Origin of the sequence: Trinickia symbiotica (assembly GCF_003028655.1) — a bacterium.
Classification (GTDB): domain Bacteria; phylum Pseudomonadota; class Gammaproteobacteria; order Burkholderiales; family Burkholderiaceae; genus Trinickia; species Trinickia symbiotica_A.
In genome coordinates, this window is the sequence record NZ_PYUC01000002.1 from 488,874 (window position 1) to 510,017 (window position 21,144).

20 protein-coding genes are annotated in these 21,144 nt (G+C 65.0%); 10 read left to right on the top strand and 10 right to left on the bottom strand.

Going from position 1 to position 21,144, the window contains the following annotated elements; translation table 11 throughout:
- The first annotated feature begins 96 nt into the window (after nucleotides 1-96).
- The gene (locus C9I57_RS05660; protein ID WP_107149641.1) at nucleotides 97-486 is read left to right on the top strand and encodes a hypothetical protein; all 390 of its coding nucleotides are present in this window, start codon (nucleotides 97-99) and stop codon (nucleotides 484-486) included.
- Nucleotides 487-549: 63 nt separating this feature from the next.
- On the opposite strand, the gene C9I57_RS05665 is transcribed toward C9I57_RS05660, so the two are convergent.
- A complete protein-coding gene (locus tag C9I57_RS05665; protein WP_107149642.1) occupies nucleotides 550-1,068 on the bottom strand; it encodes a dihydroneopterin aldolase in 519 nt (172 codons plus the stop codon).
- Nucleotides 1,069-1,475: 407 nt separating this feature from the next.
- On the opposite strand from C9I57_RS05665, the gene C9I57_RS05670 reads away from it, so the two are divergent.
- From C9I57_RS05670 to C9I57_RS05695, 6 genes are all read left to right on the top strand, one after another.
- Nucleotides 1,476-3,533, top strand: coding sequence for a sigma-54-dependent Fis family transcriptional regulator (locus tag C9I57_RS05670; protein ID WP_107149643.1), 2,058 nt, complete (start codon nucleotides 1,476-1,478; stop codon nucleotides 3,531-3,533).
- The gene (locus tag C9I57_RS05675) at nucleotides 3,530-4,126 is read left to right on the top strand and encodes a flavoprotein (RefSeq protein WP_107149644.1); all 597 of its coding nucleotides are present in this window, start codon (nucleotides 3,530-3,532) and stop codon (nucleotides 4,124-4,126) included. Before C9I57_RS05670 ends, C9I57_RS05675 begins: the two co-directional genes overlap by 4 nt.
- Nucleotides 4,105-5,508: a DUF6513 domain-containing protein gene (locus C9I57_RS05680; protein ID WP_107149645.1), complete on the top strand. Its 1,404-nt coding sequence runs from the start codon at nucleotides 4,105-4,107 to the stop codon at nucleotides 5,506-5,508. The genes C9I57_RS05675 and C9I57_RS05680 overlap by 22 nt, the downstream gene beginning before the upstream one ends.
- Before the next feature lie 215 nt (nucleotides 5,509-5,723).
- Nucleotides 5,724-7,412 (top strand): pyrroloquinoline quinone-dependent dehydrogenase, encoded by a 1,689-nt coding sequence (locus tag C9I57_RS05685; protein WP_440130180.1) that lies wholly within the window; start codon nucleotides 5,724-5,726, stop codon nucleotides 7,410-7,412.
- Nucleotides 7,409-8,050, top strand: a complete 642-nt coding sequence (locus C9I57_RS05690; RefSeq protein ID WP_258187513.1) for a c-type cytochrome — start codon at nucleotides 7,409-7,411, stop codon at nucleotides 8,048-8,050. The genes C9I57_RS05685 and C9I57_RS05690 overlap by 4 nt, the downstream gene beginning before the upstream one ends.
- Before the next feature lie 20 nt (nucleotides 8,051-8,070).
- The gene (locus C9I57_RS05695) at nucleotides 8,071-8,745 is read left to right on the top strand and encodes an ankyrin repeat domain-containing protein (RefSeq protein WP_107149646.1); all 675 of its coding nucleotides are present in this window, start codon (nucleotides 8,071-8,073) and stop codon (nucleotides 8,743-8,745) included.
- 97 nt (nucleotides 8,746-8,842) lie between these two features.
- Here the strand turns inward: C9I57_RS05695 and fba are convergent, their stop codons facing one another.
- The 7 genes from fba to C9I57_RS05730 form a co-directional block, all read right to left on the bottom strand.
- Nucleotides 8,843-9,880, bottom strand: coding sequence for a class II fructose-bisphosphate aldolase (gene fba, locus C9I57_RS05700; protein WP_107149647.1), 1,038 nt, complete (start codon nucleotides 9,878-9,880; stop codon nucleotides 8,843-8,845).
- Between the two features lie 111 nt (nucleotides 9,881-9,991).
- Nucleotides 9,992-12,079: a transketolase gene (tkt, locus tag C9I57_RS05705; protein ID WP_107149751.1), complete on the bottom strand. Its 2,088-nt coding sequence runs from the start codon at nucleotides 12,077-12,079 to the stop codon at nucleotides 9,992-9,994.
- A 35-nt stretch (nucleotides 12,080-12,114) separates the two neighbouring features.
- Nucleotides 12,115-12,987, bottom strand: a complete 873-nt coding sequence (locus C9I57_RS05710) for a phosphoribulokinase (protein WP_107149648.1) — start codon at nucleotides 12,985-12,987, stop codon at nucleotides 12,115-12,117.
- Nucleotides 12,988-13,038: 51 nt separating this feature from the next.
- Complete coding sequence (locus C9I57_RS05715; RefSeq protein ID WP_107149649.1) at nucleotides 13,039-14,124, bottom strand: class 1 fructose-bisphosphatase; 1,086 nt, start codon at nucleotides 14,122-14,124, stop codon at nucleotides 13,039-13,041.
- Nucleotides 14,125-14,134: 10 nt separating this feature from the next.
- Complete coding sequence (gene cbbX, locus C9I57_RS05720; protein WP_107149650.1) at nucleotides 14,135-15,106, bottom strand: CbbX protein; 972 nt, start codon at nucleotides 15,104-15,106, stop codon at nucleotides 14,135-14,137.
- Between the two features lie 10 nt (nucleotides 15,107-15,116).
- Nucleotides 15,117-15,545, bottom strand: coding sequence for a ribulose bisphosphate carboxylase small subunit (locus C9I57_RS05725; RefSeq protein ID WP_107149651.1), 429 nt, complete (start codon nucleotides 15,543-15,545; stop codon nucleotides 15,117-15,119).
- A 76-nt stretch (nucleotides 15,546-15,621) separates the two neighbouring features.
- On the bottom strand, nucleotides 15,622-17,103 hold the full coding sequence (locus C9I57_RS05730; RefSeq protein WP_107149652.1) for a form I ribulose bisphosphate carboxylase large subunit: 1,482 nt from the start codon (nucleotides 17,101-17,103) through the stop codon (nucleotides 15,622-15,624).
- A gap of 631 nt (nucleotides 17,104-17,734) precedes the next feature.
- On the opposite strand from C9I57_RS05730, the gene pqqA reads away from it, so the two are divergent.
- The 3 genes from pqqA to C9I57_RS05745 all read left to right on the top strand — a co-directional run bounded on the left by pqqA (nucleotide 17,735) and on the right by C9I57_RS05745 (nucleotide 19,274).
- A complete protein-coding gene (gene pqqA, locus C9I57_RS05735) occupies nucleotides 17,735-17,809 on the top strand; it encodes a pyrroloquinoline quinone precursor peptide PqqA (RefSeq protein WP_035468154.1) in 75 nt (24 codons plus the stop codon).
- A gap of 108 nt (nucleotides 17,810-17,917) precedes the next feature.
- Nucleotides 17,918-18,505 carry a DUF447 domain-containing protein gene (locus tag C9I57_RS05740; protein ID WP_107149653.1) on the top strand — a complete coding sequence of 196 codons (588 nt, stop codon included), beginning with the start codon at nucleotides 17,918-17,920 and terminating at the stop codon, nucleotides 18,503-18,505.
- 31 nt (nucleotides 18,506-18,536) lie between these two features.
- The gene (locus C9I57_RS05745) at nucleotides 18,537-19,274 is read left to right on the top strand and encodes a (5-formylfuran-3-yl)methyl phosphate synthase (RefSeq protein ID WP_107149654.1); all 738 of its coding nucleotides are present in this window, start codon (nucleotides 18,537-18,539) and stop codon (nucleotides 19,272-19,274) included.
- Here C9I57_RS05745 and C9I57_RS05750 read toward each other — a convergent pair.
- Nucleotides 19,271-19,891: an amino acid kinase family protein gene (locus C9I57_RS05750; RefSeq protein WP_107149655.1), complete on the bottom strand. Its 621-nt coding sequence runs from the start codon at nucleotides 19,889-19,891 to the stop codon at nucleotides 19,271-19,273. The two genes, C9I57_RS05745 and C9I57_RS05750, sit on opposite strands and share 4 nt — an antisense overlap.
- 129 nt (nucleotides 19,892-20,020) lie before the next feature.
- Nucleotides 20,021-21,142 carry a hydantoinase/oxoprolinase family protein gene (locus C9I57_RS05755; protein ID WP_181321740.1) on the bottom strand — a complete coding sequence of 374 codons (1,122 nt, stop codon included), beginning with the start codon at nucleotides 21,140-21,142 and terminating at the stop codon, nucleotides 20,021-20,023.
- Nucleotides 21,143-21,144: the final 2 nt, after the last annotated feature.

Below are 21,144 nucleotides of genomic sequence, written 5' to 3' on the forward strand. Positions count from 1 at the left end.
CGGCATCGGGATTTTGCCGGAGCGTTTACTCCAATCGACACCCGCAACGGTTATGCATATCGTGGATAGAGGAGACAACCGAGAGAGGCGGCAAAGATGAGAACCCGATGTCGCGCATTGATCGCTGGCGCCTGCCTGGCATGGGGCGGTTATGCGTTGGCCGCCGGCAGCGATACGGTCGACCCGCGTGCCGCTCACGGAGGCTACGATTATCCGACGCAAGGCCGCGTCGAATATGTGCTGACCTGCATGGACGACAACGGGCACGATTTCGCCAACGTCTACAAATGCTCGTGCGTGATCGACAAAATCGCCGCGGTCATTCCGTACGACGAGTTCGTGGACGAATCGACGTTCGCGAAGTATGCGTCTCTAGGCGGCCAAGGCGGTGCCGAGTTCCGCACCGATACGGCGAGGCATCAGACGAAGTCGTTCAAGACTTTGCAGGCCGACGCGTATCGCGCTTGCGGTTTGCCACAGCGATAACCGACTGACTCGGCGGCACAGGCCCCGGCTCCCCGCTTTCGAGCGGCGAAGCCCCGGCCGGGCTCAGTTCGGAACGAACCCCGCCCCGAGCGCGGCCCAGGTACCGGCGACGCTCGGCCGCGCGCCGCGACGCCGCTCGATCGTCACGCCGACCGCGGTCACATCGTCGAACTTGGCCGGCTTGGCGATCGAGACACGCACCCAATGCGCGCCGAAGTCGCGAATCAGCAAGTGCGCGACCTTCTCGGCAAGCGCCTCGAGCAGCTCGACGCCGTGCGACGCGAGTAGCGCATGCAGCGCGCCTCGTACTTCGGCGTAATTGATCGTATCTTCGATGCGGTCGGTGACGCAGGCTTTCAGCATCGGCACGCCGACGGCGAGGTCCATGCGCACCGGCTGCGGCGCGTGGTGCTCGGGGGCGTCGATTCCGATTACCGTCTGTCCCACGAAGCCTTCGATGAAAACGATATCGAGCGCCTGGGCGACGGCCGGCCGGCTGTGCGGCGATCCGGCGATTGCCGGCTCTTCCGCATGGGGTCCGGACGGAAACGGCGCAAGCCGAGTGGTGTCGATACGATCCATGATTGAGGCTCCGCCGTGGTTCGGCAATAGGGGACGAAAAGCAGAACAATCTCGGTCGCGCGACAGCTTGTGCCGAACCTGCAACAATGGCGAGCCGTGGCGGCGACGCGAGACACGTCCGGCAAGTAAAGCAAGAATCGCGCGCGTGGTGTCTCACATAATGCGACTACTTATTGAACAGGCGCGCCATCGAGGGTAAAGTTTTTGAGACAGATCGGATGTTTCGACCGATCGCATGACGCCTGATCAGACCCGCCGCAAGGGGCGAAGCAGGCCGAAGCCGTGGCGCGCGCGGTAGAGGATGAACCGCGGTGCGAAGGGGACAACGTTAAATAGAGCGGCACTCGCAGCGGCCCATGCATCTTGTCCGCATACCCTGCGATGTTGCACGCCGTGGAGACAACCCCATGTCATTGCTCGCTGACAGCAGTGCGCACGTCAGAGAAGTACTGAACGTAGTGAATCACCACTTGCCGTCCCGTCCGATGAGCGAGCCCGTCGCGCAATCGTGGGCGCGTTGCATCAACGAGTTTCGCCTCGATCCCGGCCGGTTCGTGACGCCGCCCGTGCTGACCGAGCACGAGCTCGCGGAGCGGCGCGAAGCGGTCGGCGATTTGATCGCGTGCTCGAAGCTCGAGATGACGACGCTTTACCAGCAGCTCGCGGATCCCGAGCTCGCGGTCGTGCTCGTCGACGCCGACGGCGTGATCGTCCATCAGGTATCGTCCACGCCGTTCGCCGAAGCGGTCGCCGTGGACGGCTTCCGGATCGGCGCGCTCTGGAGCGAGCGCGAAGCCGGCACGAACGGCATGGGCACGAGCATCGCCGAACGCGATTGCGTGGCCGTCTGCCAGCAGGATCACTTTTATGCGCGCTATACGTCGCTCACCTGCTCGGCCGCGCCGATCTTCGACGATCGCGGCGAGATCGCCGGCGTGCTCGATGTGACGAGCCGCTCGAAGCTCTTGCAGCAACATTCGCTCGTGCTCGTCGGCATGTCGAGGCAGATGATCGAGAATCGGCTGCTCTCCTCGCGCTACCGCCACGCGAACATCATCCAGTTTCACAGTCGACCGGAGTTCGTCGGCACGCTGCACGGCGGCAAGATCGCCGTCGACGACGACGGCACGGTGCTCGCCGCCAACCGCAGCGCCGCGTTCCAGCTCGGCTGCCGCTCGCTCGAAGAGTTGCGCAGCAAGCGGATCGACGAGGCCTTCAACGCGTCGATCGAGGAGATGATCGCGCGCAGCATACGCGGATCGTTCCATCCGATCACCGTCTATAGCGCGAACGGCACGAATCGCTTCTTTCTCGTCGCGCAGACGGCGCAAGCCGGCAGCGCGGCGAGCACGACGCGCGTTTTCGTCACCGATCCCACGGTGCGCCGGCCAGCGCGCGAGCCCCATGCGCCCGCGACGGCGAGCCGCCTCGACAAGATTTCGCACCTCGAGTTCGGCGATCCGCGCATGGCGTCGCAAATTCAACTGGCTGCACGCGTGATCCAGCGCAAGATCCCGATCGTGCTGCGCGGCCAGACCGGCACGGGCAAGGAAGTCTTCGCGCAGGCGTTGCACGGCATCAGCCCGCTTGCCAATGGCCCGTTCGTGCCCGTGAACTGCGCCTCGCTGCCCGAGAACCTGATCGAAAGCGAGCTCTTCGGCTATCGCGCGGGCGCCTTCACCGGCGCGCAGCGCGAAGGCCGGCGCGGCAAGATCGTTCAAGCCAACGGCGGCACGCTCTTTCTCGACGAAATCGGCGATATGCCGCTCGCGCTGCAGGCGAGGCTCTTGCGCGTCATCGAGGAGCACGAGGTTACGCCGCTCGGCGCGGAAACGACGGTGAAAGTCGATTTCCAGCTGATCAGCGCAAGCCACCGCAATCTGCTCGAACTCGTGCAGAGCGGACAGTTTCGCGAGGACCTCTACTATCGACTGAAGGGGATCGAGATCAACCTGCCGGCGCTCGCCGAGCGCATCGATAAACTGCCGCTCATTCATCACCTGCTCGAGACCGAGTGCGAAGGCACCGACGTGCCCGAGCTCACGCCCGAGGCGCAACGCGCGCTGCTCGGCTACGCGTGGCCCGGGAACATCCGCCAGTTGCGCCACGTGCTGAAGATGGCGATCGCGCTTTGTGACGGCCATCTGATCGAGTGCGCGCACCTGCCGCCCGAGGTGCTGCAGGCAAGCCAACCTCCGGCAAGCATTGCGGTGGCGCCTGCCGCGCCGTCGCGCATCGCGGCGCCCGAGTTGCCGCATCTCGCCGAGGATGCCGATATCTCCTCGCTCAACGCGATCCAGCTCAACGAGCGCGAAACCGTGCTCGCCATGCTCGACGAACATCGGTGGAACGTCAGCAACGTCGCGAAGGCGCTCGGTATCAGTCGCAATACGCTTTACCGGAAGATGCATCGACTGCATATCCGCCTCTCGCACGACGGCTCGCCGGTCACGCTCGACGCATGAGTCACGAGCCCGCTCGCCGTCTCACCGAATTCAAGCCCGACGCTCGATTCGCGTGGTGCGTGACCGGCTCCGGGCACATGCTCGAAGAATCGCTTGCGCTTGCGCTGCGGTTGCCGCGCACCGACCTGTTTCTCTCGAGGGCCGCTGAAGAGGTGCTGCCGCTTTACGGGTGGCCGCTCGAGCGGCTGAGGCAGCACTTTCGCGTGGTGCGCGACAACAGCGCGAGCGGCGTGCCGGTCGGCATGCTTTATCACGGCCTCTATCACACCATCGTCATCGCGCCGGCCACGAGCAACACCGTCGCCAAGTGCGCATTCGGAATTTCGGACACGTTGCCGACCAACATGTACGCGCAAGCCGGCAAGCAGTGCATTCCCGGCATCGTCTATGCATGCGACACCGAACCGACCGTGGTCACGCAGGCACCCGACGAGTGGGTGGAACTCAGACCGCGTGCGATCGAGCTCGAGAACGTCGAGCGTCTCGCGCGCTTCGCGCATACGACGCTCGTCCGCTCACTCGATGGCCTCGAGGCCGCGCTCGATGAACGGCTTGCGACGCTCGATCTCGCATGGACCACATCCTCTTCCTGACGGGCCGCCTCGCGCAGCCGAGTCTCACGCGCGTGCTCGAAAGCATGGCGCCGACGGCGTTCACGTGGGAAATCCACGAACTCGGTCTGCAGGTCGCCGCCTTGATGACGGCCGATATGATTCGACGGCGCCTCCCGTCCCCCCTTTCGGCGCAACGCGTGATCGTGCCGGGACGCTGCCGCGGCGATCTCGAGGCGCTGAGCGCGCACTACGGCGTGCCCGTCGAGCGCGGCCCCGAGGAAGTCAAGGACCTGCCGCAGTTCTTCGGTCAGAAGAAGCGGACCGTTGATCTCTCTCGCTACGAGACGGAGATCTTCGCCGAAATCGTCGATGCCCCGAGGCTCGACCTCGACGGCATCGTCGAACGCGCACGGGCCTATGCGGCACAGGGCGCCGATGTGATCGACGTCGGCTGTCTGCCGGAAACGCCGTTTCCGCATCTCGAAGACGCGGTCCGCCGGCTCAAGTCTGAAGGATTCCGTGTGAGCGTCGACTCGATGCGCACGGAGGAGCTGCTGCGCGGCGGACGCGCGGGCGCCGACTATTTGATGAGCCTCAACCTCGACACCTTGTGGGTCGCCGACGAAGTGCCGTCGACACCGATCCTCGTTGCGCGCGACCCCGGCGATACCGCCTCGCTCGATGCGGCGATCGAGGCGCTCGCCGCACGCGGGCGCGCGTTTCTCGCCGATCCGATCCTCGACCCGATTCCGTTCGGGCTCGCGAGTTCGATCGCGCGATACGTCGCATTACGTGAGCGGTATCCCGACGCGCCCATCATGATGGGCATCGGCAACGTGACGGAGCTGACCGAAGCGGATACGAGCGGCATCAACGCGGTGCTGCTCGGCATGGCGGCCGAGCTTCGCGTTGCCGCCGTGCTGACGACGTCTGTCAGCCTGCATGCGCGGCGCGCCGTGCGCGAAGCCGACGTGGCGCGCCGCGTCATGCACGCCGCGCGCGAGGCTCAGGCGCTGCCCAAGGGAATGGGCGGTATCGGCAGCGCGCTTGCGACCGTTCATGAACGGCGGCCGTTTCCCTACAGCGCCGAGGAGATCGACGAGTTCGCGAGCGGCGTGCGCGACCCGAATTTTCGCGTGCAGGTGGCGGCCGATGGACTGCACGTCTACAACCGCGACGGCCATTGGCGCGACACGGATCCGTTCGCGCTCTATCCGAATCTCCAGTTCGGCACCGATGTCGGTCATGCCTTCTATATGGGTGTTCAACTCGGGCGGGCCGAGATCGCGTGGCAGCTGGGCAAGCGTTTCAATCAGGACACGCCGCTCGAGTGGGGATGCGCCGTCGAGCGGACCGAAGAAGATCTGGGCGCCTACTGTGCGCCGGGCACGACGATGACGAAGCACCAGGAGAAAAGCTGAGTAGTCCTGAACGTCAGAGGATTGACTCGCCGCGCCATCGATCGGCGTAATCGACTTTACCCTGTCCGAAAAAAGAGGGGCACTTCGCCTACGCTGAATCAGGCATGGCCGTCACGCGCGGGATGACGCGGGCCAATGCCGAAAAGAGAAGCGAGGAGACGCCCATGAAAACCACGTTCGGAACCCTGCCCGTTCGCCTCACGATGCTCGCGCTGATGTTGACGGCGTCGGCCGCTTTCGGGCAACAAGAAGTGCTGAGCCGCGCAACCAACACGACCACGTCGGCGCAGATGCCCGACGTACTGCAACCCGTGACGCAGGAGCGGCTCGACGCTTCGTGGCGCAATACGGCCGACTGGCTCTCGGCGAACGGCTCTTACGCGCAGACGCGCTACTACCCCGGCGCACAGATCAACAAAGGCAACGTCTCACGGCTGAAACCGGCGTTCATCTTCCAGACGGCGCTCAATGAATCGATGGAGACCGCTCCCGTCGTCGTCAACGGGATCATGTTCATCACCACGTCGTTCGATCACGTCTATGCAATCGATGCGGCGACGGGCCGGGAGTTCTGGCACTACACGCACAAAATGGGGCAGATCATCACATTTTGTTGCGGGCCCAACAATCGCGGCGTGGCGGTGTCGGGCGGCCGGCTGTTCCTGGGCACGCTCGATTCGAAGCTCATAGCGCTCGATGCGAAAACCGGCAACCTGCTATGGGAAACCCAGATTGGCGATCCCGATCTCGGCTACTCGGAGACGATGGCGCCCGTCGTCGTCGACGATAAAGTCCTCATCGGCACGAACGGCGGCGAGTACGGGATTCGCGGCTTCGTCAAAGCCTTCGATGTTGGTACGGGGAAACCGCTCTGGACGTTTTACACGATTCCCGAAACGGGCCAGGAAGGCGTCTGGGCCACGAAGGACGCGACGGGCCGTGACCTGCACCGCGACATCGACGCCGAGAAGAAACAGCTCGCCGATAAAGGCGGCGACTTTTACAAGACGCTCGGCGGTGGAGTATGGATGACGCCCGCGATCGATCGCGCGACGAATACGGCGATCTTTGCGGTCGGCAACCCCTCGCCCGATCTCTACGGCGCGATCCGGCCCGGAGACAACCTCTATACGGACTCGCTCGTCGCGATCGACCTCAACACCGGCCAGTACAAGTGGCACTACCAGTACATCCCGCACGACGTCTGGGACCTCGACGCGGTGAGCCCGCCGATCCTCATCGACGTGCGCGGGCCGGACGGTCAGATGATTCCGGGCGTGATCGAAGCGGGCAAGACCGGGCACGTCTATGTCCACGATCGCAAGACCGGGCATTTGATCCGATTCTCGGAAGCGATGATTCCGCAGGAAGACATGTGGACGCTGCCGACACCGGAGGGCGCGCGCATGCTTCCCGGGGCGAACGGTGGCGTCGAATGGTCGCCGATGGCGTTCAGCCCGAAGACACGCCTCGCCTATGCCGCCAACCTGCATCAGCCGATGACCTATCAAGTCGAGGAGACGCCCTATCCGGGCGGCAGCAAGCTCTGGCTCGGCGGCGCGTTCAAGGTCATTCCTTCGGAAGCGCAGTGGGGCAAGCTCGTCGCGGTCAATGTCGATACCGGCAAGATCGCCTGGTCGTTCAAGACGGACCAGCCGCTGATTGGCGGCGTGCTCGCCACGGCGGGCGGGCTTGTCTTCAACGGCGAGGGCAACGGTTATTTCCGCGCGTTCGATGCGGCGACGGGCAAGAAGCTTTGGGAGTTCCAATGCGGTGCAGGGGTCAATGCGCCCGCTACGTCATTCATGTTGAACGGCAAGCAATACGTGGCCGTCGCCGCCGGCGGCAACACTCAGCTCGATTACAAACGCGGCAACGCCATCATCGTCTTCGCGTTGCCATGAATACACGGCGAGCGCCGGCGCCATCGACCGCTGCCGCTCGCCCGATCAGCGGGGCAGGCCTCGCGCGGGCGAGCTTGCTGCTTTGCTTGGGGGTGGCTTCCCTCGCTTCGGCGGACGCGTACGCGGATGCGGCCGCCGGACAGGCCAAGGCGGCGACATGTGCCGTCTGCCACGGCCCGATGGGCAATTCGACGAATCCCGACTACCCAATCCTCGCCGGGCAGACGGCGCGCTATCTTTACCTCGAATTGCGCGACTTCAAGGAGGGGCGCCGCAGCGATCCGCGCATGTCGCCGGTCGCGGCCGGACTGTCGCGCGAAGACATGCTCGATCTCGCCGACTACTTCGCGGCGCAAAAGCCGGCGCCGGTGACCGTCAAAGCCGACGCGGCGCAAATCGAAGCCGGGCAAAAGAAAGCGGCGGACACGCTTTGCACGATGTGTCACCTCGGCGAGTTCAAAGGGCAGAATGAGATCCCTCGCGTGGCCGGGCAGTACCCCCAATACATCGTCAAACAGCTGAAGGATTTTCGCGAGCATCGGCGGACCAACGATGCAGGGAATATGACGAGCGTGACGAAGGGATTGTCGGATCAAGATATCGAGAACCTGGCCGCCTATATTGCCAACCTGCAGTAGGAGTATCGACTATGAGACCGATGGCCGGACGGCGGTGGCCAACGAAGGCATCGATCTTCGTTGAGGCATGCGCCATTGCACTGACGGCGCTCGCGCCGACGAGCGCGTTGGCCGAAGACGATAAGCCGTTGAATCAGCAACTGCTCGTTGCTGCAAAAGCAGGAGACGAGAACGCCGTGCGAGCATTGCTCGACGAAGGCGCGGTGGTGGATTCTCGTGACCGAGTAGGCGATACGGCGCTCATCACCGCGTGCAGGAAAGGTGCGACCGGAACCGCACGTCTTCTGATCGAGCACGGCGCGAACGTGCGCCAGGCCGACGTCCATGGAATCACTCCGCTGCTGGCCGCCGCCTACGAGGGACATGATGACGTCGTCACGTTGCTGCTCGAGCATGGCGCCGATCCGGGCGCGACGGACCAGGTCGGCAAGACGGCAATGGTCTACGCGGCGGGGCAAGGACATACGGCCGTCGTGCAGCGACTGCTCGACGCGGGCGTCGAAGTCAATACGCGCTACAAGAACGATCTGACTGCGCTCATGTGGGCGGCCGGCTACGATCAGGCGGATACCGTCAAGCTGCTGCTCGCGCGCGGCGCCGATGCCTCGCTGCGCGACAACCGCGGCATGACGGCGGCTGACATCGCTGCGCAAACGGGCTCGCGTGGCGTCGCGGCGCTGCTTTCGAAGCCCTAGAGATCGATGCAGGATTCGCAAGATCTCTCAATGCGAGCAACTACCATTTGCGCCTGTCATCGATCTGCCTCGCCAATAGCAGACCCCGCTCGCGCATTCAGTGATACCGCTGCGCCATCGCCTCGAGCGGCAGCGGTTTGATATTTCTCGCTTGCCCCGCGCAACCGAACGCCTCGAACCGTTCGATGCAAACGCCCTTAGCCGCCGCCGTCGCCGCCTTGAGCGCCTGCCGTGGATCGAACTCGGAGCGCGCCTGCGCGAACGCCTTGCGCATCGCGCCCGTCATCGCGAGTCGGATATCGGTATCGATGTTGACTTTGCGCACGCCGTGCGCAATGCCCCGCTGGATTTCCCCGACCGGCACGCCGTAGGTCGTCGGAATCTCGCCGCCGTACTCGCGGATCACCTCGAGCCATTCCTGCGGCACCGACGATGAGCCATGCATCACGAGATGCGTGTTGGGCAGCCGCTCGTGAATCTCGGCGATCCGATCGATCGCGAGGATGTCGCCGGTCGGCTGTCGGCTGAACTTGAACGCGCCGTGCGAGGTGCCGATCGCGATCGCGAGCGCATCGACGCCAGTGGCTTCCACGAATGTGCGGGCCTGCTCGGGATCGGTCAGCAGCGCTTCCCGCGAAAGCTTGCCCCCCGCCCCTACGCCATCTTCTTCGCCCGCCTCGCCCGTTTCAAGCGAACCGAGACAGCCCAGCTCGCCCTCGACCGAAACGCCCACCGCATGCGCCGCATCCACGACGCGCCGGCTCACTTCGACGTTGTAGTCGTAGCTCGCCGGCGTCTTCTGATCCGGCATCAAAGAGCCGTCCATCATGACCGACGTAAACCCCGAGCGGATCGCCTGCTGGCAGACGGACGGGCTCGCGCCATGATCCTGATGCAGCACGACCGGAATGTCGGGATGCGCCTCGATTGCCGCCAGCACCAGATGCCGCAGATAGGGCTCGCCCGCATATTTGCGCGCGCCCGCCGAGGCCTGAAGAATCACGGGGCTCGCGGTCGCCTCCGCCGCTTGCATGATCGCGTGGATCTGCTCCATATTGTTGACGTTGAACGCGGGAACGCCGTACCCATGTTCGGCCGCATGATCGAGCAATTGCCGTAGTGCAATGAACGCCATGATTAGGACTCCTCAGGATTGCGATGCGAAGTTGATCGGAATCTTTGCAGCCGAGCCGTGCCGTGCCGTGCCTTGTCACCGCCAGAAGGAAACGGCGACGTCACGAGCGCATCAATCGCCGGCTATGCGACATGCCGCATCCACGACGGCCTGCGTCGTCAAATTGAAATAGGTGAAGAGCGCGCCGGCCGGCGCCGATTCGCCGAACGTATCGATGCCGACCACACCGCCGTCGAAACCCACGTATTGCCGCCAATAGGCGCTCACGCCCGCTTCGACGGCCACGCGTGGTGCGCCGGGCGGCAGCACGGCATCGCGCCAACCCTGCGGCTGACGCTCGAACACGGACGTAGACGGCATGGAAACCACACGAGCGGCAATGCCCTTCTCGGCCAGCGGTTCGATCGCGGCTAAGGCGAGCGAAACTTCCGAACCCGTGGCGATCAGGATGAGGCGTCGCATCGATGCCGGATTCACCGTTTGCGAAGCCGCATTCGATCCGGGTTCCGTCGCTGCAGAAGCGGAAGGCCAATCGCGCAGCACATACCCTCCACGCGCGATCGCACCGACCTGCTCATCGCTGCGCGTGACGAACGGCAGCGTCTGCCGGCTCAGCAGCAGGCACGACGGCCCCTGCCGTTCCACCGCGCCGATCCACGCCTGCGCCGTCTCCACGGTATCGCAGGGCCGCCAGACGTCGAGCCCGGGAATCAGCCTCAGACTCGCCGCATGCTCGATGGCTTGGTGCGTCGGTCCGTCCTCGCCGAGCCCGATCGAGTCATGTGTGAAGATGAAGATCGAGCGCGTCTTCATCAGCGCCGCCATCCGCAGCGCGTTGCGCGCATAGTCGGAGAACGTCAGAAACGTTCCGCCGAACGGCAAATAGCCGCGATGCAGCGCGACACCGTTCAATACCGCGCTCATGCCGAACTCGCGCACGCCGAAGTGCACGTAGTTGCCGCCATGCAGTCCGCGCTCGTCGGCGCGCACGGTTACCGACGCGGGCCAGTCCGTCAGGTTCGAACCCGTGAGATCGGCCGAGCCGCCCAGCAACTCGGGCAACGTTGCCGCCAGCGCCTCGATGGCCTGCTGCGAGGCCTTGCGCGTCGCGACCGATTGGCCCGCGCCGTTCGCCGTATGCACGATCATGCGCGTCGCGGCCGTCCAGCTCTCGGGCAACGAACCGCGCGTGCGCCGCTCGAATTCGGCGGCCTCGCGCGGATAGTGCTGTTGGTACGACGCGAAGCGCTGCGCCCACTGCGCTTCGAGCTCGGCGCCGCGCACCGTCGCATCCCATTGCGCGCGCACCTCGTCCGGCACGACGAACGGCGGATACGGCCAGCCGAGCGCGTCGCGCATCGCCGCAATCTCGGCGGCCCCGAGCGGCGCGCCGTGCACATCGTGCGTGCCCGACTTCGTCGGCGACCCGCGGCCGATCACCGTCTTGCAGCAGATCAACGTCGGGCGGCCAGCGCCGTGCGCGGAGTCGATCGCGCGATCGACCGCCTCGACGTCGTGCCCATCCACGTCGCGCACGACGTTCCAGCCATACGACGCGAAGCGCGCGGGCGTATCGTCGGCAAACCAGCCCTCGACGTGACCGTCGATCGAAATGCCGTTGTCGTCGTAGAGCACGATCAGCTTGTCGAGCTTCAACGTGCCGGCGAGCGACGCCGCCTCGTGAGAGATCCCCTCCATCAGGCAGCCGTCGCCGAGGAACACGTACGTGTAATGGTCGACGATCGGATGACCGGGCCGATTGAACTCGCGCGCGAGCAGCGCTTCGGCGAGCGCCATGCCGACGGCGTTCGCGAAGCCCTGCCCGAGCGGCCCGGTCGTGGTCTCGACACCGGGCGTGACGCCGACCTCCGGATGCCCCGGCGTCTTGCTATGGAGCTGGCGAAAACGCTTGAGCTCCTCCACCGGCAGGTCATAGCCCGTCAGATGGAGCAGCGCGTAGAGCAGCATGGAGCCGTGCCCGTTCGAGAGCACGAAGCGATCGCGATCGGGCCAGCCCGGATTGCGCGGATTGTGCCGCAAATGGCGGCTCCAAAGCGCAACCGCTATCTCGGCCATGCCGAGCGGCATGCCCGGATGACCGGAATTCGCCTGCTGCACGGCATCGACGGCAAGCATGCGCAGCGCATTGGCCATGAGCTCTGGCGCAAGCGTGGGGGACGGCTCTGCTATGGCATTCATTGGGATGCCCCTATGCGTCGGGATCACGGCGGGCGTCATGCGCGCGCGCGCCGATCCATCAGTTGGAGAATCATCGGTGTGAAGATGAGCTGCATCGCGAGCCCCATTTTCCCGCCCGGCACGACGATGACGTTCGGCCGCGACATGAACGAGTCGTGCAGCATCGTCAGCAGATACTGGAAGTCGATCCCCTTCGGCCGTGCGAAGCGAATGACGACGAAGCTCTCGTCGGGCTGAGGAATCTCGCGCGCGATGAACGGATTCGACGTGTCGACGGTCGGCACGCGCTGGAAGTTGACATGCGTGCGCGAAAACTGCGGGCAGATGTAGTTCACGTAATCGGGCATGCGGCGCAGGATCGTATCGACGACGGCTTCGTGCGAGTAGCCGCGCATCGTCTGGTCGCGATGCAGCTTCTGGATCCATTCGAGGTTGATGATCGGCACGACGCCGACGAGCAAGTCCGCATGCCGGCCGACGTCGATCGAATCCGTGACGGCCGCTCCGTGCAGCCCCTCGTAGAAAAGCAGGTCGGTGCCGGGCTCGATGTCGCGCCACGGCGTGAACGTGCCCGCGTCTTGCCCGAACTGCGCAGCCTCGGCGTCGTCGTGCACGTAATGGCGGTACCGGCCGGAGCCGTTCTCGGCGTACGAGGCGAAGAGGCCCTCGAGCTCGTCGAGCAGGTTGGCGTCGGGGCCGAAGTGGCTGAAGTTGCGAAACCCGTCGCGCTCGCGCTGCTGCATCGCTTCGCGCATGCCAAGGCGGTCGTAGCGGTGAAACGCATCGCCTTCGACGATCTGCGCATTGATGCGCTCGCGTCGGAAGATATGCGTGAAGCTCTTCATGACGGTCGTCGTACCGGCGCCGCTCGAGCCGGTTACGGCGATGATCGGATGCTTGACGGACATGCCTCGTGTCTCCAATGGTTGCTTGCTATTCGGTGCGGCCTAGAGTCGCCTTCAAACAGGCGCCTCGGGCAGAAACAACGAGCGAGGCTGAAAGAGCGGCGAGGTGAACGGCTTGTCCTCGCCGCGATCGAAGTCGCGGTGGTAGCGCGCGATCCGCTCGACTTCGTTGCGCGAGCCGAGGATCACGGGCACGCGCTCGTGCAGCGCACTCGGCGTCACATCGAGAATCCGCTCGCGCCCCGTGCTCGACGCACCGCCCGCCTGCTCGACGAGAAAGCTCATGGGATTCGCTTCGTAGAGCAGCCTCAGCCGCCCCGGCATCGAAGGCGTCTTGAAGTCGCGCGGATACATGAAGACGCCGCCGCGCATCAGGATGCGGTGAACTTCCGCGACCATCGATGCGATCCAGCGCATGTTGAAGTCGCGCCCGCGACAACCGGTGCGGCCGTCCTTGCACTCCTGAACGTACCGGCGCACGGGCGCCTCCCAGAATCGCTCGTTCGATGCGTTGATCGCGAACTCGCTCGTCTCCTCGGGGATACGGATATCGGAATGCGTGAGGACGAAATTGCCGACGTCGCGCTCGAGCGTGAAACCGTGCGTCCCGTTGCCGACCGAAAGGACGAGCATCGTAGAGGGACCATAGATGGCATAGCCCGCGGCCACCTGCTCGTGACCCGGCCGCAGGAAACCCGCCTCGCCCGCTTCGCCGTCCTTGCAACGCAGGACCGAAAAGATCGAGCCGACGACGCCGTTGATGTCGATGTTCGACGAGCCGTCGAGCGGATCGAACGCGAGCAGATAGTCGCCGCGCGGGTAGGCGGATGGGATCGCATAGACGCTCTCCATTTCTTCGGAGACCATCGCCGCGAGCAATCCATCCCATTCGCAGTGCTGGACGAAAATCTCGTTCGTTGCGATATCGAGCTTCTTCTGCTCCTCGCCGTGCGTGTTGACCGTCTGCGCGGAGCCGTAGTTGCCGCCGAGCGCGCCGCGCGTCAATGCCGACGAGATCGTCTTGATCGCGGCGGCCACGTCGATGAGGAGTGCCGACAAGCCGGTGGCGGCGACGGGCGACGGCTGCCTGTCGAGTGTGTCGATGAGGAACTTCGAAAGCGTCGTACGTCCGTCTTGCATGGCACTTCTCCTAGGCGGGTTCTCTTATCTGACCGGGCGGTGGCGCGGTCTCGCCTTTGCGAGCCGCCTGCGCAATCGTCCGCGGTTCGGCGGGCGCACTCTCGCCGGCAAACACGCGCGATGCGCGGATGTCTTCGGCCGTGATCCGCATCAGCGTGTGCGTATCGGTCGGCCGGCCATTCGAGAGCGCCGCGGCGAAGAGGCGCCGCGCTTGCCGCAACCTCGCGCGGTCGAGCGCGTTGCGCACCGAGCGTGCATTCGCGAAGTTCGGCTGCCGCGTGCGGCGCGCGATGTATTCGGCGAACGCGTTGCGCGAATCGGCATCGAACTCGTAATGCATCGAGGCGAGCATGCGCTCGGCGATTTCGAGCAGTTCCGACTCCTCATAATCGGGAAACTCGATGTGATGCGCGATTCGAGACCGAAAGCCGGGGTTGCTCTGAAAGAAGGTTTCCATTCTTGTCGCATAACCCGCGAGAATGACCACGAGGTCGTCGCGCTGGTTCTCCATCGTCTGCAACAGGATCTCGATCGCCTCCTGGCCGTAATCGCGCTCGTTCTCGGGGCGGTAGAGGTAGTAGGCCTCGTCGATGAACAGCACGCCGCCCATTGCGCGCTTGAGCACTTCGCGCGTCTTCGGCGCGGTGTGGCCGATGTACTGGCCGACGAGATCGTCGCGCGTGACCGAGACGAGGTGGTTGCGGCGGATATAGCCGAGCCGGTGCAGCACCTCGGCCATGCGCAGCGCGACCGTCGTCTTGCCTGTGCCGGGATTGCCCGAAAAACACATGTGCAGCGTCGGGGGTCCGCTCGCCAGATCGAGCTGCGAGCGGGCACGCTCGACGATGAGGAGCGCCGCGATCTCGCGAATCCTCGTCTTGACGGGCGCTAGACCGACGAGATCGCGATCGAGCTCGTCGAGCACCTCGGCGATTCCCGAATCGCGATAGAGCCGGGCCAGATCGACGCTTTCTTCGGACATGATGGCTCCCTCAACGCTTGACGCCATAGCGCTCGCCGGCGGGCCGCTCGCCGGCGTAGCTCGTCATGCTGTAGCGCTGCACGCGGCCCTCGCCGTCCGTGCGCGTCAGCCGGAAGCCGGGCTCCTCGACGGGCCGGTTGACGATGAACGAGAGCCGCATCGTCTCGAAGCCGCGCACCGAATCGAACGCGTTGACCTTGATGTAGTGGTTCGGATAGGCGGCGCGGCAGGCGCGCACTTCCTGCAGCACGCCAGCCGCGTCGCGCAGGTCGAACATCGGCAGACCCCACATCTCCCAGTACGTGTTGCGCGGGTGCGGATCGTCGGTGAATTCGACCGAGCATGCCCAGCCCTGACTCAGGGCATAGTCGATCTGCAGGCGGATTTCCTCGTCGGTGAGATCGGGCAGAAAGGAAAACGTCCCTTGCGTAATGCGCATGACAAAGCTCCCCAAAAGCTGGCGATTGGCACCTTCGATCGGTGCGGTAAGCGACGACGCGTCGCAACGGACAACTTCAAGCCACGCTCGGCGTGACGGCGTAATCGGGCGTATCGGTCGACGCGTAGTTGAACGTCACGTCCTTCCACGTATCGAGCGCCTGCTTGAGCGGCGTGCAAAAACGCGCCGCCGCCTCGAGAATGTCGGGCCCCTCGTGCGCGATGTCGCGGCCCTCGTTGCGCGCCTTGATCATCGCCTCGAGCGCGACGCGATTGGCGATCGCGCCGGCCTGAATGCCGGCCGGGTGTCCGATGGTGCCGCCGCCGAACTGCAGGATGACATCGTCGCCGAACAGATCGACCAGTTGATGCATCTGCCCCGCGTGAATGCCGCCCGACGCCACGGGCATCACCTTGCGCAGGCCGGCCCACGGTTGATCGAAGAAAATCCCGCGCGACAGATCGACCTCGTTGCGCGCCTCGCGGCACACGTTGTAGTAGCCCTGCACGGAGAGCGGATCGCCCTCGAGCTTGCCGACGGCCGTGCCCGCATGCACGTGGTCCACGCCGGCCATGCGCGTCCACTTCGCGATGACCCGGAACGAGATGCCGTGATTGCGTTGCCGCGTGTACGTACCGTGCCCGGCCCGGTGCAGATGCAGGATCATGTCGTTGCGTCTCGCCCAGCGCGCCATCGACTGAATCGCCGTCCATCCGATTACGAGATCGATCATGACGATGCACGAGCCCAGCTGCTTCGCGAATTCGGCGCGCTCGTACATGTCCTCCATCGTCCCCGCCGTCACGTTCAGGTAATGCCCCTTGACTTCGCCCGTCTCCGCTTGCGCGCGATTGACGGCCTCCATCGCGAAGAGATACCGGTCGCGCCAATGCATGAACGGCTGCGAGTTGATGTTCTCGTCGTCCTTCAGGAAGTCGAGCCCGCCCTTCAATCCTTCGTAGACGACGCGTCCATAGTTCTTGCCCGACAGGCCCAGCTTCGGCTTCACGGTCGCGCCGAGCAACGGCCGACCGTATTTGTCGAGCCGTTCCCGCTCGACGATGATGCCCGTCGGCGGCCCCTGGAACGTCTTCAGGTAAGCAACAGGTATGCGCATGTCTTCGAGGCGCAGCGCCTTGAGCGGTTTGAAGCCGAAGACATTGCCAATGATCGAGGCCGTCAGGTTGGCCACCGATCCTTCCTCGAACAGATCGAGCTCGTAGGCGATATAGGCGAAGTACTGCGGCTCGGCGGCGCTCGCGCCGGGCACCGGCTCGATCCGATAGGCCTTGGCGCGATACATGTCGCAAGCCGTCAAGCGGTCCGTCCACACGACGGTCCAGGTGGCCGTCGACGATTCGCCGGCCACGGCCGCCGCCGCCTCCTCGGGCTCGACGCCCTCTTGCGGCGTGATGCGGAAGAGCGCGATGACGTCCGTGTCCTTCGGCGTGTAGTCGGGCTGCCAATAGCCCATTTCGCGGTACTTCAGCACGCCGGCGGCGTAGCGATTGCGCTTCTTGGCCTCCGGCTGGACGGCTGCCTGGCTGAAATCGTTCATGACGTGTCCTCGTGTCGGATGCGCTTCGTAAGCGGGAAATCGAAGGGAAAATCGAAGCGCTTGATCCGCACTGTAAGCAAGCTCGTCCCTAATGAAAATTCACGATTTGCTTCGCGAAAAGTAAAGGACTCCTTATCGATTGCGGATGACGGAGCGGGTTTGCGGGATGCAGGAGAAACACGAAGAAGGCCAGTTCTTCGCCTTCGCTCATGACCGAACGACGCCTGTCCAATCGAGTCAATCGGGGCCGATCGTCAGCGACAGTGTCGGAACCATCGCATGTTGCAGTGCATTTGAAAGCGAAGCGTGACAAGCAAGGCCGTAGTGTCGGCGACGGGTGGCACACTTTGCTGCGTTTTCGTAACACAGGTCGAGCGAGTGGGAGGCGGCGGACAGCGCGCAACGAAGCGACGCGGAAATCGGCGGTGTCGTCGATCGATCGCCCTGCACGATTGCGTAACACCTGTCATACTCAACTTGGCGCGACACGAGCGCGCAAGCGGCGAGAGGCGGCGAAATGCGGCGCAAGAGCCGGCATGGAGCTTGCGTAGCCGCGGGGGCCGATCGAGATCCGGCATCGCGCCTGGCGAGCGGTCGGTATTTCTCGCAAAACCGTATGGAGGGACTATCGATGCAATGGACGACACCTAGCTATTCCGACATGCGTTTCGGCTTCGAAATCACGATGTACATCGCGACTCGCTAAGCCGTTTCGGGAGCCGCGGCTCGCGGCTCTCGTCCCTTCGCGAAACCGGCCGGCCGATCGTCACTGCGACGAGCAGGTGCTCAAGGCTACCGAGTAACCGTTCCCGACATGATCTTCGAGACGATCGTTACCACATCGGCGCATGACGGCCGGCCTCATATCGCACCGATGGGCGTGCGCTACGAGGACGATTTCGCGATCCTTTCCCCGTTTCGGCCGTCAGTGACGCTCGACAACATCGTGGCGACGCGGGCGGCCGTCCTCAATTTCACGACCGACGTGCGAGTCTTCGCGGGTTGCGTGACGCGCTCGGCGACCGATTGGCCGACAGTGGCGGCGAGCCGCGTCGCGAGCGTGCGGCTTGCCGAATCGCTTGCGCACACCGAGCTCGAGCTCGAGCGCATCGACGACGATGAGACGCGTCCGGTGCTGCGAATGCGCTGCGTGCACACTGAGCAGCACGAGTCGTTTCGTGGATTCAACCGCGCGCAGGCCGCCGTCGTCGAAGGCGCGGTGCTCGTGAGCCGGCTCTTCATGCTGCCGGCCGAGAAAGTCGATCGAGAGATCGCCTATTTGCAGATTGCCATCGACAAAACGGCGGGCGAGCGCGAGCGCACGGCTTGGGAATGGCTGCTCGCGGCCATTGCGCGCCACCGTCAGAGCGCCTCGGCGGCCGCCGAACACGCTTCCCACTGAAACTGAAATCGTCCGACTTCGGGAGATCGATATGACCGCATTGCTTGCGAGCGTTCGCTCGGAAGAAGAAGCGTTTGCCGCCGCCGCTGCCGGGGCCGAGCTCATCGACCTGAAGGAACCCCATGACGGCGCGCTCGGCGGGCTGCCGATCGAGCGGATCGGCCGGATCGCGACGACGCTGCGGGCGCAATATCCCGTGAAACCGCTCAGCGCGACGATCGGCGATGTCGAAACGGAGGCGTTCGACGAGATCGCCGCGCGCGTTCTCGACGTCAGCAACGCCGGCGTCGATTACGTGAAAGTCGGCGTAAGGCCCGGGCATGCGGCGCGCCGCTGCCTCGATGAGCTCGCGAACCTGCCGGCCGCCGTCGTCCCGGTGCTGCTCTGCGACGGGGGCGTCGACGGCGAGCTCGTCGACCACGCGGCGTCGCTCGGTTTCGTCGGCATCATGTTCGATACGGCGGGCAAGGACGGGCGGACGCTCTTCGACCATGTCGACGAAGCCACGCTCGGGCGCTGGCTCGGCGTCGCGCGCAAACGCGGCGCGATGAGCGGAATCGCGGGCTCGCTCGGCTGGGCGCAGCTCGATCGAATTTTGGCGCTCGCGCCCGACGTGGCAGGTTTTCGGGGAGCGCTTTGCGTCGACGGGCGCCGCTCGGCGATCGACCCGGGCCGCGTCGCCAAATGGGCCGAAGCGCTGCACCGGCCGGCGGGTACGGTCGGCGAGGCAGCGTCGCAGGACGACGTTCGGCTTTCGCCGCGCCCTTAGACCATCCCCCCCGCCCGATCGGCCGCCCACGCGGCCGTCGGGTTCAGCAACCGGTCGCGCATCAGTTCGATATCGTCCTTGCTGATAAGGTCGACGAGGTAGTTCGCTTCCCTCACGTAATCGACGAACCGCCGGTCGACGACCCCATTCGCCGCCAGCGACTCGAGCGGCTCGTCGGCGTCGATCGGGCACGACTTCACGACCATCAACCGCTCCGCGTTCAGCATCGTCGAAAGCCATGCGGCGAGGCTGTCCGACGTCGTGTCCCAGTTGCTCATCGAATCGGGCGTGTCGCGCATCAAAGCCGTGGGCACCCATACCGCCACGCGGCCGGCGCGCAGCGCGCGCCGAATCTTCGCCTCGCTCGACGCGAGCACGAGCTCAGGCAGCAGCCCCTGCATCAGCAACGCATATTGCGTCATCGCCAACAGGCACATGTTGTGAGCCGCAAGATCGTTGAAGCGCCACTCGGCCTGGTATTGACGGACCTTGTCCGCGAAGTCGCCGCCGCCCGGCACGATCACCACGCGGCCGCCGCCCACCTCGGCGAGCTCGGTCAACCACATCCGCAACGTCGGGTCGTGACTCAGGCTGCCCCCGATCTTGACCACCCACATGACCTGGATCCTCTCGTCGATTCACTACCTGTTCCTTGGCCCGCCAACCTCCGCCGCCAATTGCTGCGAAGCTCGCGGTCTTTTTTCCCGCCCATCGTTAATCCCCGCCGCGCCTCCACGCGGCAGCGCTCATCCCGCCGACCCTGCCGCTCGCAGGTCGCGAACCGCCATCCGATCGCGCGCCGCCCGCTCCCGCGTGGCGAGCAACGCGACGGCCACGCTCGGCGCGCAAGTCGCCGTCCAATCGGCGAGCCGCGCCGATGCGCCTGCCAGCGTCGCGAAGTCGATATAGCCGCGCCCCTCCTCACGCGCCAGCGCACGCGCGAGAAAGCGCCCGCAACCGGCGCCGACGATGGGCGCATGCGCCAGCGCCTGATGCGCCGCCTCGACACGCGCCAGATTCAGCGCAGTTTCACGCAGTTGCAACGTACGCCATTGCATCGCGAACGCGTGCCAATCGTCATCGGTCGCGTCGCCCGCATCGCGGCCGATCATCCGGGCGAGCCGCACTCGGCTGCCCGCTTCCGTCTTCGGGCCGTGGTCCGCGCTCGGCTGGACATCGCAATCCGGATCGAGCTCGCCCGTCAGCCGGTAGACGTCCGCCGTCGTCGCGAACCACTCGTTCATCACATTCACTTGGGCGCCGCCGAACGCGACGCGCTGCGCAAGCGCGCAAAGCGGCGTACGAACGGCGCCCAGATAGACGAGCTCGCCGGTGGCGAGCCGGCCGGCATCGTCGGTCGAGCGCGCCGCGACGCGGCCTCCCGCGATCGGCACGATGTCCGTCGTCGTGCTGCCGATGTCGACGAGAATCGCGCTCGTCAACGACGTTGCCACGAGGCTGGCCGTGGCAATCCAGTTCGCCGAAGCCACGCTGCGCCAGCCCGATGCGCATTCTTCCGACGTGAGCCACCCGAGCGCGCCCGCGTAAATGCGCAGATGCGGCCCGAGTCGTTCGGCCAGGGTAGCGGCCAGTACGCGCACTCCGTCTTCGCGGCTTGGAAAGAGGTCGACCATCTCGCCCGTCATCGTCACCGCATGCTCGGCATCGTCGCCGCGTGCGGACGGCCAGCGCGCGAACACGAGATCGATCGTGCGGTTCAGATGATCGAGACCTTGCCAGAGCGGGCAGGCCCACTGGCCGACGTCGAGCACCCTGCCGTCCGCGCCCGCCAGCGACACTTTCAGATGCGCGCCGCCCACGTCCCAGCCGAACGTGAACGGGCCGTTGGCGAGCAGCGAGTCGGCCACGC

Coding starts and splice junctions, on each gene's coding strand:
- C9I57_RS05660 (WP_107149641.1), top strand. CDS start 97: ATGAGAACCCGATGTCGCGCATTGATCGCTGGCGCCTGCCTGGCATGG.
- C9I57_RS05665 (WP_107149642.1), bottom strand. CDS start 1,068: ATGGATCGTATCGACACCACTCGGCTTGCGCCGTTTCCGTCCGGACCC.
- C9I57_RS05670 (WP_107149643.1), top strand. CDS start 1,476: ATGTCATTGCTCGCTGACAGCAGTGCGCACGTCAGAGAAGTACTGAAC.
- C9I57_RS05675 (WP_107149644.1), top strand. CDS start 3,530: ATGAGTCACGAGCCCGCTCGCCGTCTCACCGAATTCAAGCCCGACGCT.
- C9I57_RS05680 (WP_107149645.1), top strand. CDS start 4,105: ATGGACCACATCCTCTTCCTGACGGGCCGCCTCGCGCAGCCGAGTCTC.
- C9I57_RS05685 (WP_440130180.1), top strand. CDS start 5,724: ATGTTGACGGCGTCGGCCGCTTTCGGGCAACAAGAAGTGCTGAGCCGC.
- C9I57_RS05690 (WP_258187513.1), top strand. CDS start 7,409: ATGAATACACGGCGAGCGCCGGCGCCATCGACCGCTGCCGCTCGCCCG.
- C9I57_RS05695 (WP_107149646.1), top strand. CDS start 8,071: ATGGCCGGACGGCGGTGGCCAACGAAGGCATCGATCTTCGTTGAGGCA.
- fba (WP_107149647.1), bottom strand. CDS start 9,880: ATGGCGTTCATTGCACTACGGCAATTGCTCGATCATGCGGCCGAACAT.
- tkt (WP_107149751.1), bottom strand. CDS start 12,079: ATGAATGCCATAGCAGAGCCGTCCCCCACGCTTGCGCCAGAGCTCATG.
- C9I57_RS05710 (WP_107149648.1), bottom strand. CDS start 12,987: ATGTCCGTCAAGCATCCGATCATCGCCGTAACCGGCTCGAGCGGCGCC.
- C9I57_RS05715 (WP_107149649.1), bottom strand. CDS start 14,124: ATGCAAGACGGACGTACGACGCTTTCGAAGTTCCTCATCGACACACTC.
- cbbX (WP_107149650.1), bottom strand. CDS start 15,106: ATGTCCGAAGAAAGCGTCGATCTGGCCCGGCTCTATCGCGATTCGGGA.
- C9I57_RS05725 (WP_107149651.1), bottom strand. CDS start 15,545: ATGCGCATTACGCAAGGGACGTTTTCCTTTCTGCCCGATCTCACCGAC.
- C9I57_RS05730 (WP_107149652.1), bottom strand. CDS start 17,103: ATGAACGATTTCAGCCAGGCAGCCGTCCAGCCGGAGGCCAAGAAGCGC.
- C9I57_RS05740 (WP_107149653.1), top strand. CDS start 17,918: ATGATCTTCGAGACGATCGTTACCACATCGGCGCATGACGGCCGGCCT.
- C9I57_RS05745 (WP_107149654.1), top strand. CDS start 18,537: ATGACCGCATTGCTTGCGAGCGTTCGCTCGGAAGAAGAAGCGTTTGCC.
- C9I57_RS05750 (WP_107149655.1), bottom strand. CDS start 19,891: ATGTGGGTGGTCAAGATCGGGGGCAGCCTGAGTCACGACCCGACGTTG.